This is a genomic window from Prosthecobacter fluviatilis (assembly GCF_042655725.1).
Classification (GTDB): domain Bacteria; phylum Verrucomicrobiota; class Verrucomicrobiia; order Verrucomicrobiales; family Verrucomicrobiaceae; genus Prosthecobacter; species Prosthecobacter fluviatilis.
The window spans coordinates 161,448-177,186 of record NZ_JBHSMQ010000001.1; the positions used below are offsets into that span (position 1 = coordinate 161,448).

The 15,739-nt window shown below is 61.5% G+C and carries 14 protein-coding genes; 6 read left to right on the forward strand and 8 right to left on the reverse strand.

The window, feature by feature from the left end; translation table 11 throughout:
- Positions 1-57: 57 nt before the first annotated feature.
- Complete coding sequence (locus ACFQDI_RS00600) at positions 58-1,461, forward strand: DUF1501 domain-containing protein (protein ID WP_377162316.1); 1,404 nt, start codon at positions 58-60, stop codon at positions 1,459-1,461.
- 10 nt (positions 1,462-1,471) lie between these two features.
- Positions 1,472-2,023, forward strand: a complete 552-nt coding sequence (locus tag ACFQDI_RS00605; RefSeq protein ID WP_377162318.1) for a heavy-metal-associated domain-containing protein — start codon at positions 1,472-1,474, stop codon at positions 2,021-2,023.
- 27 nt (positions 2,024-2,050) lie between these two features.
- Here the strand turns inward: ACFQDI_RS00605 and ACFQDI_RS00610 are convergent, their stop codons facing one another.
- Together ACFQDI_RS00610 and ACFQDI_RS00615 are read right to left on the reverse strand one after the other, a co-directional pair.
- Positions 2,051-3,463 (reverse strand): sulfatase, encoded by a 1,413-nt coding sequence (locus ACFQDI_RS00610; protein WP_377162320.1) that lies wholly within the window; start codon positions 3,461-3,463, stop codon positions 2,051-2,053.
- Positions 3,464-3,511: 48 nt separating this feature from the next.
- Complete coding sequence (locus tag ACFQDI_RS00615) at positions 3,512-4,786, reverse strand: PQQ-dependent sugar dehydrogenase (protein ID WP_377162322.1); 1,275 nt, start codon at positions 4,784-4,786, stop codon at positions 3,512-3,514.
- A 276-nt stretch (positions 4,787-5,062) separates the two neighbouring features.
- On the opposite strand from ACFQDI_RS00615, the gene ACFQDI_RS00620 reads away from it, so the two are divergent.
- A complete protein-coding gene (locus ACFQDI_RS00620) occupies positions 5,063-7,036 on the forward strand; it encodes an amidophosphoribosyltransferase (RefSeq protein ID WP_377162324.1) in 1,974 nt (657 codons plus the stop codon).
- 34 nt (positions 7,037-7,070) lie between these two features.
- Here the strand turns inward: ACFQDI_RS00620 and ACFQDI_RS00625 are convergent, their stop codons facing one another.
- The 5 genes from ACFQDI_RS00625 to ACFQDI_RS00645 form a co-directional block, all read right to left on the reverse strand.
- Positions 7,071-7,640 (reverse strand): hypothetical protein, encoded by a 570-nt coding sequence (locus ACFQDI_RS00625; RefSeq protein ID WP_377162326.1) that lies wholly within the window; start codon positions 7,638-7,640, stop codon positions 7,071-7,073.
- 101 nt (positions 7,641-7,741) lie between these two features.
- A complete protein-coding gene (locus tag ACFQDI_RS00630; RefSeq protein ID WP_377162328.1) occupies positions 7,742-8,761 on the reverse strand; it encodes an SAM-dependent methyltransferase in 1,020 nt (339 codons plus the stop codon).
- Between the two features lie 15 nt (positions 8,762-8,776).
- A complete protein-coding gene (locus ACFQDI_RS00635) occupies positions 8,777-10,390 on the reverse strand; it encodes a sialate O-acetylesterase (RefSeq protein ID WP_377162330.1) in 1,614 nt (537 codons plus the stop codon).
- Between the two features lie 46 nt (positions 10,391-10,436).
- A complete protein-coding gene (locus ACFQDI_RS00640) occupies positions 10,437-10,649 on the reverse strand; it encodes a hypothetical protein (protein WP_377162332.1) in 213 nt (70 codons plus the stop codon).
- Between the two features lie 42 nt (positions 10,650-10,691).
- Complete coding sequence (locus ACFQDI_RS00645) at positions 10,692-11,246, reverse strand: ion channel (RefSeq protein WP_377162334.1); 555 nt, start codon at positions 11,244-11,246, stop codon at positions 10,692-10,694.
- A 105-nt stretch (positions 11,247-11,351) separates the two neighbouring features.
- On the opposite strand from ACFQDI_RS00645, the gene ACFQDI_RS00650 reads away from it, so the two are divergent.
- From ACFQDI_RS00650 to ACFQDI_RS00660, 3 genes are all read left to right on the forward strand, one after another.
- Positions 11,352-12,302, forward strand: a complete 951-nt coding sequence (locus ACFQDI_RS00650) for an efflux RND transporter periplasmic adaptor subunit (RefSeq protein ID WP_377162336.1) — start codon at positions 11,352-11,354, stop codon at positions 12,300-12,302.
- A 96-nt stretch (positions 12,303-12,398) separates the two neighbouring features.
- Positions 12,399-13,769 (forward strand): threonine synthase, encoded by a 1,371-nt coding sequence (gene thrC, locus ACFQDI_RS00655; protein WP_377162337.1) that lies wholly within the window; start codon positions 12,399-12,401, stop codon positions 13,767-13,769.
- 43 nt (positions 13,770-13,812) lie between these two features.
- Positions 13,813-14,391, forward strand: coding sequence for a hypothetical protein (locus tag ACFQDI_RS00660; RefSeq protein ID WP_377162338.1), 579 nt, complete (start codon positions 13,813-13,815; stop codon positions 14,389-14,391).
- Here ACFQDI_RS00660 and argA read toward each other — a convergent pair.
- Positions 14,384-15,730 carry an amino-acid N-acetyltransferase gene (gene argA, locus ACFQDI_RS00665; protein WP_377162339.1) on the reverse strand — a complete coding sequence of 449 codons (1,347 nt, stop codon included), beginning with the start codon at positions 15,728-15,730 and terminating at the stop codon, positions 14,384-14,386. The genes ACFQDI_RS00660 and argA overlap by 8 nt on opposite strands.
- Positions 15,731-15,739 lie beyond the last annotated feature (9 nt).

Below are 15,739 nucleotides of genomic sequence, written 5' to 3' on the forward strand. Positions count from 1 at the left end.
CGGGTGGCAAGCACAATCAGGAAGGACTGCCTCCCTGCGGGCGTATGTGGAATCGACATGCTCACCTTCTCAGACCACACCCAGGGCTCTTCGTGCCTCCGGCGCAGGGATTTCCTGCGCATCGGCGGGCTCGGCCTCGGCGGCCTTGGTTTGAGTGATCTGCTGGCGCTCAACTCACTCTCCGCTCCGCAAAAGTCTCTCCTCAGGGACAAGTCCGTCATCTTCCTTTTCATGCACGGCGGCCCCTCTCAGTTTGAGACCTTTGATCCCAAAATGGATGCGCCCTCGGAGATCCGCAGCGTCACGGGGGAAATCAAAACCCGGCTGCCCGGCGTGACCTTTGGCAGCACGTTTGAGCGGCTGGCAAAGCTGGCGGACAAGTTCAGCATCGTCCGCTCCTTCGTCACGGGAGATGCCGTCCATGACATCAAGACCATCGTCGGAAAGGATACGCTGAAGGCAAATCTTGGCTCCCTGTATTCACGCATGGCAGGCCCCCTGCGCAAATCCAGTGCCATGCCGACCAATGTGGCGCTCTTCCCGCAGGCCGTTTCAGCCGCAGCAGGCCCCGTGATCCGGCAATTCGGCGACTTCACCTCCAGTGGCGAGCTCGGGGCGACTTACCAGCCTTTCGTGCCCGGCGCTGGCAGCGGAGCCCAGGCCGACATGACCTTGAGCATGCCTCAGGCCCGCCTCGAAGACCGCCGCGCTCTGCTTTCCTCACTCGATCAATGGAAGCGTCACATGGATGCCAGCCACGCCGTCGGAGGCATGGCAGAATTCCAAACCCTGGCCTTCGACGTCCTGCGCAGAGGCGTGTCGGATGCCTTTGACCTTTCCAGGGAGGATCCCCGCCTCGTCGCCCGCTATGACACCGCGCCACTGCTGCCCAAAGACCGCATCAGCACCCAGTGGAACAACCGCGAGCATTACGCCGACAACGCGGCGACTCTCGGCAGGCTGCTGCTCTTGGCACGGCGGCTGTGTGAGCGCGGCTGCGGCTTTGTCACCGTCACCACGAGTTTTGTGTGGGACATGCACGCAGACAGCAACAACGCCCCGTGCCGCACTGGCATGGATTACGTCGGCCGCCCCTTTGACCACGCGGTTTCCGCTTTGATTGAAGACATCGAATCACGCGGGCTCAGTGAGAAAATCATGCTCGTCTGCTGTGGCGAGATGGGCCGTTCTCCCAGGATCAATGTCAAAGGCGGGCGCGATCACTGGGGTGGTCTCGCGCCGCTCATGATCTATGGCGGCGGCCTGAAAATGGGGCAGGTGATCGGTCAGTCCGCACGCCTCGGTGGCGAACCCGCTTCAGAGCCGGTCACCATCCCCGATTTGATCTCCACCATCATGCACACGCTGGTGGATGTCGGCGAGGCACGTGTCACCGATGGCCTTCCGCCCAGCCTGCTCAATCTTCTGACTCGTGGAGATCCTATCCGCGGTCTTGTTTGAATCGGTCCTCATGAAACACACTCTCTGCCTTCTTCTCTTCCTCGGTTCCGGCCTGGCCGGTCTCCGTGCCGCCGAAAAACACCCGTCCGTCACCTTTTATGTCTCAGGCGTCGAGTGCGGGAGCTGCGTCTATGTCGTTCAGCAGTCGATCAGTGAAACAAAGGGCGTGGCAGACGCGACGGTCGTGCAGTTGATAGACTCTTACGCCAACGTGGTCTTTGACCCCAAGCTCGTGAGCGAGCACCAAGTCGCACAAGCCGTGCGCGAGGCCCTCGCCATTCACGGCAAACCTTACCTCGCGACGTTGAAGCTGCACGTGCCGGATTATGCGAAGCATGCCGCGAAAGTGGACGCCTTGTTTGCGCGCTGGAAAGACTGGGTGCAGCTGGAGACGGTGGACAAGGCCAGGGGAGATCTGCTCATCCACTTCAATGAACTCAAAACCGACCCCGGCAAATCCGGTCCGCAGGGCTGGAGCCTCGCACAGTTGGCTGCTGCGATGAAGTCACCCGCACCGAACGGCCTGGGGCTCGATTTCACCGTGGAGGAGGAGAAACCGTAAAGCCCTCCTCTTCTCACGTCATTCAGGCTACTCCTCGGCCTTTTTCTTCTTCTTGCCTTTTCCCTCGCCTTTCTTCTTCCCGTCACCAGACGTGGGTTTGACTTCGGCAGCCGTGGCGGGAATGGAAGCACCAAGCTTCGCCTTGATCTCGCTCATTCCCACCTCCCCGGCGAGGTTCGTCCACTCATACGGATCTTTGGAGTGGTCGTAGAGTTCCTCGGTGCCGTCGGCGTAGCGGATGTAGCGCCAGTTCGCATCGCGCACGGCGTGGTTGCCTTTGCCGTGGGTGCAGACGGCCACACCGTCCCACTTGGCGGCGGGGTCCTTGAGCAGCGGCATCAGGCTCGCCCCTTTCACATGCTCTGGCACCGGCAGGCCCGTCAGTTCGCAGATCGTGGGGTACATGTTCACATAATCGACCGGCGCCGTGCAGGTTGTGCCCGGCTTCGTCACGCCTGGGGCGATGATCGCCATCGACGTGCGCGTGGTTTCCTCCCACAGCGCAAATTTCCGCCAGTGCTCCTTCTCGCCCAGATTCCAGCCGTGGTCCGTCCACCAGACGATGACCGTCTTGTCCTTGCGCGGGCTTTGGTCCAGCCCGTCGAGCAGACGCCCCACCTGGTCATCCAGAAAGGAGATCGTGGCCAGGTAGGCCTGCACACCCTTCTTCCACTGGTCGCCTTTGACCACGGCGGCATGGTCGCCCTCCGGGCCTGCCATGCGCACTCCGGCCTTGGGGATGTCATCGAGATCATGCTCCTTCGTCACCGGCAGCTTGATTTCGGCCAGCGGAAAGCGGTCATAATACTCCTTCGGTACGTACCACGGCAGGTGCGGCTTGATGTACCCCAGCGCGAGGAAGAGCGGCTTGTCCGTCGGTGCCGTCTTCAGCTGGTTGATGGCCCAGTCCGTGGCTTTGTAGTCGCCCATGTCAGTGGGCTTGGCATCCACCGCACCCCAGTCAAAGTGACCGCGGCCGAGGCCGTTCATGTTTTCCTCGTGCTCTTGGATGGAAGGAAACAGCCCCTCCCACTTCGTCCATGAATCACTCCGCCCCTCGCTCCCGTAGCCATGGTAGATTTTGCCACCCCCGAGGGTGTTGTAGCCGTTGGCCAGAAAGTGTCGGTTGATCGTCACCACATCCTTCAGCACGTCCTGCGCTGGATCACCGTTTGTGTATATCCCTGTCTGCCACGGGCGCAGCCCGCTCATCAGTGCCGCACGCGAGGGGTTGCAGGCCGGGGCGGCGCAGTGGGAGTTGGTAAACGCCGTGCCACGCGCCACCAGGCGGTCAATGTTCGGTGTTTTCGTCTGCGGATGGCCGCCGAGATAGCTCGTCCAGTCGTTCAAGTCATCGACGGCGATGAAAAGCACATCGGGTTTGGATTGGGCGGCCGCGACACTGTGAAGCAGCAGGAGCAGGGCAAAGAGACGGGTCATGGCCCGCTTGAACGCGGCCATGCGTCCCGTCTTGCGCGCAAAAGCAGCTTAGTCGTCATCCTTCTCCAGCCGGTACAGCGCTCCGTCCTGGGAGAGCAGCACCGGTTCGCCATCCACGTCGGCCGTCACCAGCGTCGGGTTGAATTTATGTTCCGCGTCCTTCCGGTGCAGCACGCTGCGGCGGGAGGGCAGGCCGCTCGCGGGGTCGATCCCCAGCGCCCAGATGGTGCCGTAGCCCCAGTCGGCAAACACGAATGCCCCGTCCAGCTGTGGCAGTTTCTGCCCGCGGTAGAGCAGGCCTCCGACAATGCAGATGCCCTCGCCACGCAGGCGGGTGTAGGCATGTACAGGGTCCTTGACCGCTGTGTCCGGCAGGTCGCTGTGCGCGTGGAAGGCACTCTTCGCGGGGCCCTCTCGGTCACTCCAACCGTAATTCGCCCCGGCCTCGACTCGGTTGATCTCCTCCCACAGGTCCTGTCCTACATCCGCGCACCACAGCTGGCCGGTGCGTGCATCAAAGGACAGTCCCCAGGGGTTGCGGAATCCGAGTGCAAAGATCTCGCGGCGCACGGTCTGCTCCTTGGCAAAAGGGTTGTCCTCGGGGATCCCATACGGCAGGTTGCCACTCCGGCTGTTCACGTCGATTCTCAGCACCTTGCCATGCAGCACCCACGGGTTTTGCGCCAGACGGTACGGGTCATTCCGCAGGCCGCCGTCTCCCAGGGCAATGTACAGGCAGCCATCCGGCCCGAAGGCAATGTGGCCTCCCCAGTGGTCTGCCAGCGGTTGCGGGATCTCCAGCAGCACACGTTCCGTCTCGGGCAGCGCGTCTGGAGTGGCGTCCTTGGAGGCGCGCATTTCGCTGATGACCGTGCGCCGGGGCTCGTTTTGGGAGTAGCTGATGTAAAACAGCCGGTTCTCGGCAAAGCGCGGGTGAAAGGCAATCCCGTGCACCCCTTCCTCAAACAGCACGATGCCCTTCATCTTTGCGCGGAAGTCCAGAAAGGGCCGCCACTGGCCGCTGCCATCCAGGCGCACCGCGCAGAACTCCCCCCGCTGCATGGCCACCACCTGCTCACCGCTGGCATCCGGCAGCGAGGCCAGCATGACCGGAGAGTCGAATTCGCGGTCAAAGGCGAGCTTCCTCAGCACGATTCCGGTCATCATCTCCTCTGGCAGCTCCGCTGCGGGTATTTCCGGCGGCACAGGCACCGGCTGTGGAGAGCCGGCATCCGGGATGGCGGCATCAGCGGGGCCGTGAGCCAAAAAAACGGCGGCAAAAAACGCGTGCAGCCAAAAGTTTGAAAGAACAGGGGATTTCATCGGGTAGGTAGGTGATTACGGCTGCATGGACTATGCCATGATGACAGCAAGTGGCCATGCTTTGCTCAAAACACTGGGTGTTTTTTGCTCATGCGGCGGGCAGTCTCGCAGGACGTGCTCACGTCTCTTCTTTTAGATTGGGGATTGTCCCGAGGGCCAGACTCAGGCCAGGCATAGGTTTTACGCTCGTCAGCATTCAGGGGGCACCTCAGTGAGAAACTTTTTCCACGTCTTGCACTCCTTCCGTCGTATGCCAATGGTTGGCGCTCCTTTACGATGAGCGACCCAATCAGTCACGAGTGCGGTATTGCAGTGGTGCGGCTGAAAAAGCCGCTCGGATACTTCTATCAAAAATACGGCAACGCCCTCTACGGCTTTGACGCCTTGCAGGCTATCATGACCAAGCAGCGCAACCGTGGCCAGGACGGCATGGGCATCGGCTGCAGCAAGCTCGGCATGCCCCCCGGCCTCCCCTACATGTTCCGCATGCGCAGCACCGAAAGCGTGGAACGCATCGGCCAGGTCTTTGATGATGAGCGCAAAGAGTTCAAGCGCATCGCCCGCCGCATCGACAAGCAGCGCAAGGACGAGCGCGACCAGGAAGGCAAGGAATTCGTCTCCTTTGAGGACGATCCGGACGCCATCAAGCGCGAGTTTGAAATGGCCGGGGAGATCTACATCGGCCACCTGCGCTACGGCACCAGCGGTGACTTTGGCAAAGGAGCCCTCCATCCCTACATGCGCCGCACCACCTGGCCCACGCGCACTCTCATGGTCATGGGGAACTTCAACCTCACCAACACCCGTGAGCTCAACGAGGTCATGATGAAGCGCGGGCAGCATCCCGTCTTCGGCACCGACACCCAGAGCGTCCTGGAAGAAATCGGCTTTCAGCTCGATGAGGCCCACACCAAGCTCTACCACGACCTCCGCGACTCAGGCATCCCCGGTGAGGACATCCCCCATCACATCAGCGAGCAGCTCGACGTCACCGCCGTGGTCCGGGAGTCCGCCAAACGCTGGGACGGCGGCTACAGCATCGTCGGTGTCATCGGCAATGGCGACCTCTTCGCCATGCGCGACCCCAGCGGCATCCGCCCCTGCCATTATTACGAAAACGACGAGATCTTCACCATCGCCTCCGAGCGCGTCGCTCTCATGTCCGTCTTCGGCGTCAATGAAGAGGACATCCACGAAATCCCCCCCGCGCATGTGGCGGTGATCAAGGCGGATGGCGGCATGACCATCCAGAAATTCACCGAGCCGCGTGAATACAAGCCCTGCTCGTTCGAGTGCATCTACTTCTCACGCGGCAACGACTCCGCCATCTACCACCAGCGCAAGGCTCTCGGAGAGCAGCTGGTTCCCCAGGTGGTCAAGGCCATCGAAAACGACTTCGAGCACACCGTGCTCAGCTTCATCCCCAACACGGCGGAGACCGCCTATTTCGGCTTCCTCGACGGCCTGCGCAAAAGCCGCCGTGGCGTCGTCAAAGAAGCTCTCATGGACATGCTCAAGCGTGGTGAGTTTGACGAGGCCAAGCTCGACGATCTCGTGCTGCGCAACTGGCCGCGGGCCGAAAAAATCGCGCTCAAGGACATCAAGATGCGTACCTTCATCGCCCAGGAAACCGGGCGCGACGCGCTCGTCTCCGGCAGCTATGACATCACCTACGGTGTCGTCACTTCCAAGGACAACCTCGTGGTCATTGACGACTCCATCGTCCGCGGCACCACGCTCAAGAAAAGCCTCCTCCGCATCCTCGCGCGCACCAATCCCAAGCGCATCATCGTCTGCTCCACCGCCCCCCAGATCCGCTACCCGGACTGCTACGGCATCGACATGGCGGAGCTCGGCAAATTCATCGCCTTCCAGGCAGCCATTTCACTCCTTCGTGAGCGTGGCATGTCTCACATCGTGATGGAGACCTACCGCGCCTGCAAAACCGAGATGCGCAAGCCCAAGGAGGAGATGCGCAACGCCGTCAAGGCCATCTACGCTCCTTTCACCGACGAGGAGATCTCCGAGCGCATCGCCCAGATGATCAGCCCTGAGGACACCTCCTGGCACGGCACGGTCGAAGTCATCTATCAGTCCATCCCCGGCCTTCACTCCGCACTCGGTGCTGAATATGGCGACTGGTACTTCAGCGGCGACTACCCGACCCCCGGCGGCTATTCCGTCGTGAACCAGTCCTTCATCCTCTACTGCGAGGCCAAGGACGGCCGCGCGCATGAGGCCCTGCTTTAGATGAGGCGAGTGGCCAGTCGATGTGCCGCGGGCATCACTTTCGAATCAATACACGAACGGGCGTGATCGAGCCGACCTTGGGGCGTTCGCTACCGTCAGAGGGCCTCGGGCCGAGAAAATTTTCAAATGGGATTCGTATTGACCGCAGCAAGTCCACGCAATCTGCCAGCGGTGGGCAGATGGAGTGATCTGTTTGAAACTCCCGGTCGATCGCGGCGTGAGCATTCTGAGCCGGAATCTGCACACGAACTCGCTCGACCTTCACTTCTTGCTCAAATGGATTGTGAAATTCGGCTTTGATGTTCGAGCCGTTTTGACTCCACTGGAATTCGAGTTTCTTGATTTCAGACACATCAAGCTCACGCCATTGAGCCTCCTCTGAAGCTGACGTCCCATTTTCATGCAAAGCCTCGATCCTCTTGGCCTCGTCACGTTCCAGTTGCTCGGCCTCAAGATAAGAGACAAAAACCCGGTGTGCCTTTCCTGAGAAGAGGTCCACCACTACTGGCCTGTTGTTCAGTATCACGACCTCCTTTCTGAATCCAAACCACAACAGAGAGGCGCCGGTGATGGCGCCAAGGATGAAAGTGATGAAAAGCTTCATGGTTGTGGGAGAGTGGATAGCATGGCAGGGGATTTCGTCGCAAGACTAATTCACCATGAGGGCATCAGACGGAGTCCTATGCCGCTCCATTCACTCTCTTTTCACACCACCCCAAACGCGCACACCTCGTTCTTGTTCGCACACAGCCGCGTCAGGTGAAACTCCGCGCACAGCGGCGGCGCTTCGCGTTTGAGGATGTCCAGCAGCGGGTACTCATCGTGCCCCTTGAATTTGATCGTCACCACAAACTGCCGCATGCGCTTCTCCCGCAGCCATTCCAGCAGCAGGTCGATGCTCCGTTGCGGCGCGGCGATCACATCGCACACCAGCCAGTCCACCCTCTGCGGCGGTTTGTACTTGAAGGCGTCGGCGGTTTCAAAGTGCAGCCGCGGATTGCGCATCAGGTCCTCGCGCAGCTCAGAGCGGTCGATGGCGATCACATGCGCCCCGCGCTGAATGCCCACATAGCTCCAGCTCCCCGGCGAAGCCCCCAGGTCCACGCAGGTCTGCCCGCGCTCGATCCTTCTGCCCAGACGCTGCTCAGACTCCACCAGTTTCGTAAAGGCGCGCGAGGGCGCGCTCTTGTCATCTGCCAGCGGCACCTCACCTCGCGGGAAGCTTGAGATCAGGCAGCGCAGCGCATGCGGCTGCGGCGCCGCAGCAGCGGAAATCCACCCCGCTTCCGGCGAAGTCAGCACGCATTGCACCAGCGATGTCTGTGCATCAAACACCCCATCCGTGTCAGTCATCGAGCGCAGCAGATGCCGCCGCTTTTTCTTCAGCCTCTCTGTCAGCGCGGCACGGATGAGTTCGCAGCGGTGCAGTCCGGCTTTGCCTTCCCCGTATTGCGGCCAGAGGTGCAGTCGCCAAGGCTGGTCATCCGGGAAGACACCCGCGATGGCCTCAATGATCCGGTCAGCCCAGCCATTGATGGAGCTGGGAGAGACTTCCACCGCATCCGGCAGGGTCTGTCGCGCAAAAGCCAGCAGCAGCCCCTCCAGGGGCACCTCGGCGGCTGTCCCCAGCCCCTCCACCTCATGGGGCACCGCGTCCGGCGCTGCTCGCCGGATCTCATCGGCCAGAAAGGGGGCCGTGTCTGGATCAGAAAGGAAAAGATGCACGCCTGTCAGTGGTGATCACGGTTTCGCCGGGGTGTTTTCCTTGAAGGGAGACACCACACCCAGGGTTGAGGGCAGAAAGTCATCCGTGCGGAAGCACGAAGCAGGCAGCCCCTCCGCATTGATGAGATTGGCACCCTCCGGCCAGCTCGCCCACGCATACCTAACTCCGATGGGCTGCGGCACGGCATCGCTCCAGACCACGACTTCGTTGCCTTCGATCTTGGCCTTCGCCCACACCCATTTTTGGTCCGCCCCTGCGATCTGGAAGGTTTTCGGCTCGCCGCCGTCACGAGTTTTCAAACCCGAGCCGGTGTGGGTGAACTGCACGCGAACCTTGCCGCCCTGGATCACAGACGAGAGGTACAGCGGGCCGCAATACTCAGCGCCAGACTTGCCGTAGTCCTTGGCCAGCGCCCAGAGCGCCAGCCGGCGGCCGACCTCCTGTTTGTTTTTGGGGTGGATGTCGTTTTGCTCACCGATGTCGTTGATGATGGCGATGCCGCATTTGTCGAGTGTTTGCGCCGTCAGTGTCTGCGCCTCCTGCAGCTCTGCCCACGTGTCCGGCACACCGGGGTCCTGGGTGGCGGGCTTGCCGTTGCCATAGTTCGCGAGCTGTACGATGTAGAAAGAGAACGGCTCCGCCCACTGCTTCCGCCAGTTGTTGATCAGGGTGGGCAGCAGTTCCTGGTACTGAAAAGCCCGTCGTTGGTTCGACTCGCCCTGGTACCAGACGGCGCCTTTGATTGTGTAGGGGATCAGCGGCGCCACCATGCCGTTAAAAAGTACGCTGGGGTGGTGCGGCGTCTTCGTTGGGTCCTCCGGCAGGCGTGGTGCCGCGGGTTTCGTCTGCCTTTTGTCGGCTGGCAGACTGGCATTTGCGGCATCGATCTTTTGCACCTGCGCCTGCCAGCTGGCTTTGAGCTTTTCGTACGCGGCCGTCTCCTTCGTCCCATCCCATTTGGCCACGGCATCCTTCCAGTCCGCGAGCATCTCAGTGGCGCAGGGGCGCTCTTCCAGCGCTTCGCGGCCGGTCCAGGCCTCCACACGAGTCCCACCCCATGAGGTGTTGATCAGGCCGACCGGAACCTTCAGCGCCTGATGCAGGTGACGGCCAAAAAAGTAGCCCACGGCCGAAAACTGCCCCACATTCGCGCTCGTGGCCTCCTTCCACGCGCCCTTGCAATCAGTCTGCGGCGTCATGCTCGGGCTGCGCTCGACATTGAACATCCGGATCTGAGCGTGATTCGCGGCCGCGATTTCTTCCTGGGCTTTGCCCGCCTGCTGCACCGTCCATTGCATGTTCGACTGCCCGGAGCAGATCCACACTTCGCCAACCAGAACGTTTTTCAAAGTGATCGTGTTTTTGCCCGCCACCACCATCTCGGCTGGCTGCCCGTCTGCGTTCATCGGGTTGAGCGTGATCGCCCATTTGCCCGACGGGTCGGTGGTCGAGCTGTGCGTCTGGTCATGAAATGTCACCTTCACCTCTTCGCCTGCATCAGCAGTCCCCCAGACTCGGATGAGCTGTGCCTGCTGCAGCACCATGCCGTCGGAAAAAAGGGCGGGCAGTTTGACTTCGGCCCGCAGGCTCCCCGTCAGCAGGAGAAGGCAGATGATGGCTTGTTTCATGGCGGATGATCGTTTGGGCGGCGGTTTCGGGCAAGTAAGCCAAATGTCAGAGCAGGGTGCTGTCATCGGCACGTTCCAGCCGGCCGATCTTCTTTTTGATCGTCTCCAGCAGCACCGTCATCTCGTGCACGCTGCGCAGGCACTCCTTCTGTGTTTCCTCGTCGGCCAGTCCTGGCACGGCAGGGTGGATTTTCATGAATTGCAGCGCGATGTTTTTGCAGGCTTCACGGATTTGAGCGATGGCGGCGGGTCGGTCCATCCGCCAAGCCTAGAGCGCCAGCCCGCCCGTGCAAGACGCGGATCATTCCCCCTTCGGCTTCTTCACTCTCAGCGAGTCCTTCAGGCTGACGAAATCAGACAGCAGGAAGATCACCGTGAAAAAGGCCAGCAGCACCTCCATCATCGTGACCAGTTTGGCCGGGATCGTCAGCGGGGTCACATCCCCAAAGCCAAAAAAGGAAAAGTTCAGCACGCTGAAAAAGAAAAACTCAAACAGCTGCTCCCACTGGTTCCACGCCGCGTCGATCGAGCTGAAACTCGCCGGCTCCGCCGTTTCCAGGCACCAGTAGTCCAGCGCAAATGCCAGCGTGATCTGCGCCATGTTCACCCCCATCAGCCCCAGCACCCGGTGGTAGGGCATGTCCTCCTGGGTGGCCAGCAGGATGTGCTGGAGGTTTTCGACGAAGAAAAACACCGTTTTTGCCAACGCCGCTGCCAGCACCACCAGGCAAAAGGCACGGGTGCCCAGCCAGTGCGTCCCCCACAGGGCCTGCAGCCCTGCCGCCACCAGCACGATGACCGCCACCTCGCCACCCTGGCGGATGACCTGCCCTGCAATGCCCGGTTCCTTGTTCATCTGGCAGAATTGAAACTTCCTGGCCCGTCTCGTCGAGCGTAATTTTGTCCGTCATTCCGCATTCGCCAATCTCGCCTCATCCGTTATCCTCCGCCTTTCCTCCCAATGAACCTGATCTCCACGACCATCCGCTACTCCACCTACCTCCTTGCCGTCGCGGGCGTGATCGCCATGGGGTTCGTCCTCCAGACCATCCGCAGTCAGGAGTCGGCCATCCCGCCGCCGCCGGTTTTGCCACCGCAAAAAATCGCCCCGGATGACATCGCCGCCACCGGCATTCTCGAGGCCAAGGATGAAAACGTCGCCATTGGCGTGCCGATGCCCGGCCTGGTCCAGTCGGTCAAAGTCGTCGTCAATCAGGTCGTCAGGGAAGGGGACCCCCTGCTCATCCTCGACGATCGCGAACTGCGCGCCTCCCTCCTCAAGCAGCAGGCCGCCATCGCCATCGCCCAGGCCAATCTCGCCATCAACCGCGCCCAGCTCGCCAAGGTGCAGGACATGCTCGACCGCATGACCTCCATCCCCGATCAGCGTGCCATCAGCCAGGACGATCTGCGCAACCGCACCAACGACGTTCTCGTCGCCAAGGCCCAGTTGCAGGCTGCGGACGCACAGCTCATCTCCGCCAAGGCCGATGTGCAGCAGACAGAGCTCCTCATCGACCGCCTCACCGTCAAGGCGCCCAGATCCGGCACCATTCTGCAGGTCAACATCCGTGCCGGCGAGTACGCCTCTCCGGCAAACAAGCAGCCCGCGCTCGTCCTCGGAGACATCTCCACCCTCCATGTCCGTGCCGATGTGGACGAGCAAAACGCCATGGAAGTGGCTTCTGGCCTCGATGCCAGCTTCTCGCTCAAGAGCGACTCCTCAAAAAAATTCAAGGCCCAGTTCGTCCGTATCGAGCCCTACGTCATCCCCAAAGTCTCCCTCACCGGCGCCAGCACAGAGCGCGTGGACACCCGCGTCCTCCAGGTCATCTACAAGCTCGACAAGCCCAAGGACCAGCCCCTCTACGTTGGCCAGCAGGTGGACATCTTCATCCCCCGCAGAAAGTAGCCCCGCTGCCCGGCCCGCCGGCTGCCCGCCTCCAGGCAAGAGACTCGTTGTGTCTCCGCAAATTCCACGCAAGAATGCCTACCCTCATTCATTCGCATGCACTATCTCTCCACCCGCGGCCAGACGCAGCCGCACACGTTCTCTGAAGCTGTTGAAGCCGGTCTTGCGCCGGATGGTGGCCTCTTTTTGCCGGAGAGTCTGCCCAGCATCGCGGACAAGCTTCCCGCGTGGTCAAAGCTCAGCTACCCCCAGCTCGCGGCGGAGTTTTTCACCCTCTTCGCCCCCGAGATCAGCAATGCCGAGTGGCACCAGCTCACCGCAGAGGCCTACCGCCGCTTCGATTCCCCGGACGTGGCCCCCCTCAAAAAGATCACGGACAAAACCTACGTCCTGGAGCTCTTCCACGGCCCGACGCTCGCCTTCAAAGACTTCGCCCTTCAGCTCCTCGGCCTGCTCTACAAGCGCCAGGTCCAGCACAGCGGCAAGCGCCTCTCCGTGCTCGGCGCCACCTCCGGTGACACCGGCTCCGCCGCCATTCACGGCTGCCTGGGGCGCGATGGCATCACCATTTTCATTCTCTATCCAAACGGCCGCGTTGCCCCCCTGCAGGAGCGCCAGATGGCCTGCACCGGTGCAGACAATGTTTTCGCCATTCCTGTCCCAGGTACCTTCGACGATGCGCAGCGCGTGGTGAAGGACACCTTTGGAGACACCGCTTTCGCAAGTTCGGTCAATCTCTCCGCAGTCAATTCCATCAACATTGCCCGCGTTCTGGCGCAGTGCGTTTACTACATCTGGGCCTGCCTCAGGCTGCCGGAGGATGTGCGTGCCACGGCGGAGTACGTCGTGCCCACCGGAAACTTTGGCAACGTGCTCGCCGGATGGCTCGCGCAGCAGATGGGCATGCCCGCTGGCAGCTTCCGCGTCGCCACCAATCAAAACGACATCCTCCACCGCTTCTTCTCCAGCGGTGAGTACAGCCAGAGTGAGGTGCACCCCAGCCACGCTCCCAGCATGGACATCCAGGCCGCCTCCAATTTCGAGCGCTTCCTCTATTACATCCTCGGTCAGGACTCGGCACGTGTGCGTGAGGTCATGTCGCAGATCAAGTCGGGCGCTCCCTTCACCATTCGGCTCCCGCACACCTCCCTCCGCTCCACCCGCATGGACGACGACACCATTGTCAAAGTCATCGCCCAGATGTGGAAGGACTGGCAGTATGTGCTCGATCCCCACACCGCCTGCGCTTTCACAGACATGGCGCAGGACCGCGTGAGCGTTGTTCTCGCCACAGCCAGCCCGGCAAAGTTCCCCGAGGTCGTCCGGCAGGCCACCGGCAGCGAGCCCACGCACCCCACGCTCGAAGCCCTGAAGTCCAAACCGCTCAAAACCTGGCCCATGGCGGCAGACGTGTCCGCGGTAAAAGACTTCATCCGGCAACAAACAAGTCACGGAACCAAGGCTTGACGCACGGGGCGGCGGGTGGGTTTAATCAGAAAAAGAAACGCCCATGAGTTCGTCGCCCTTTTCTTTCGACATTGCCGGCCTGTTTGACCTCTCCCCCTATCTCGTCAAAGGCGGCTCTGCAGGCAATGGAGTCACGCTCATGATCGGAGACCTCTACTCCTGGCTACTGCTCGGCGGCGGGCCTCTGCTCGTCATCGCCGCCTTGGTCCTGGTGAAGGTCATGTATGGACGGGTGAAGTACTTCGCCCTGGAGTTTGGCAATGGCGGCTTCTTTGGGCGCATCAAGGCCATCGGGCCTTCCATCGTCTTCGGCGCGGCATTGTTTTTGCTCGGCATCGCCGTCACCTGGCTCGGCTGGCAGGTCATGGGCTACTCCGTCACGCTCACCGCCCAGGGGCTCCGCGAGGTCTCGCGCAGCCAGTCCGTCCAGTATGAATGGTCCGACGCCACCAGCGCCTCAGAGCGCATCAAATCGACGGAATTCTGGGTCGCTTTTGCCAAAAACGGCCGCAAGTGCCGCGTGAGCTTTCAGCAGCGCTTCATCGGCGAAAAACTGCAGGACCAGGCCATCGCCATCGCGGAGCACGCGCTCGCCTACTCAAAGATCCCCCGCATCAAGTAGGGCCGCCGCTCTGTTTCAGAGATTTCACCAGTACCTTCGAGTTCCGGCCGCTCTTGTCGTACTTCTCGCGCCGGCTCAGCGGCAGGGCATCCGGCCCCGTCACGGTGTAGCCCATTTTTTCCTCAAAGAAGCGGAACGCTTGCGTGCTCAGCGCCACGATGACCTCGCAGTTTCGCAGGCGCGCCTGCTCCTCGGCAAAGGCCACCAGCTTCCGCCCATGGTTCTTGTTCTTGTGCGAGCGGCGCACAAACAGGCAGGCCAGCTCCGCGATCTTCCGGCCATCCTCTTCGTAGGCATGCACCGCCACGGAGCCGATCGGGTTCCCGTCGAGTTCGAGCACGAAGAAGTCTTTGATCTTTGACTGGATCTGGTCACGCGTGCGCGGCACCAGCGCAGCATCGTCCACGCTCTGCTGCATCATCGAGAGCAGGGCAGGGACATCCGAGGAGCGGGCCTTGCGGATCTGCTGGTAGTCATCCGCGTGGATCATGGTTCCCACGCCCTCGTTGGAAAAGAGCTCCGCCAGCAGCGCTTCATCCTGCGTGCCGTCCACGATGTGCACCCGCGGCACGCCCTCCTGGCAGGCCAGGGCGGCGTAGCGCAGTTTGGACAGCATGCTCACGTCATGCTTGGAGTCCTTGCGCTTGTGCATCTCCCGGGCCTCCGCCACGGAAAGCTGCTCCAGGCGCGTGCCATCTGCGGCCGTGATGCCAGACTCGGCCACAAAGATCACCTTCGCCGCCCGCAGCGCGATGGCGACTTCCACCGCCACAGCATCCGAGTTCAGTCTCAGCGTGGCTCCTCGGCCATCATAGCCCAGCGGCGGCAAGATGGGAATGATGTCGGCCTTCAGCAGGGCGCGCAGAGACTCCTCGTCCACTCGCTCGATCCTTCCTGTGAATTCCAGGTCCACCCCGTCAATCACTCCCGCAGGATGCACCGCCAGCGCATTGGAAATCGCCACCGGCATTTCCAGCGCCGTCAGGTCGGCCATCAGGTCGCTGCACTGCCGCATGATGGCGTCCTTGGCTATCTCGATGCCCGCCGCGTCCGTGCGGCCCATGCCATCGTCGTTGTACAGGGTTATGCCACGCTTCTCGGCCAGCGCCCGCACCTGGGCACGTGCTCCAAAGACCAGCACCACCTCAATGTTCAGGGACTGCAGCACCGCCACATCTTGCAGCAGGCTCGCAAAGCCCGGCTGCGTCATCAGCGCCCCGTCAAACGCGATCACAAAAACGCGCTGCCTGAACTGCGGTACGTAGCGGAGGATGCCGCGCAAGTCTTCAAAGCGCTGCTGGGGTTTGGCGGAGTCGTTGTTCACTGTTTGAGCAGTCAAGATAGCACA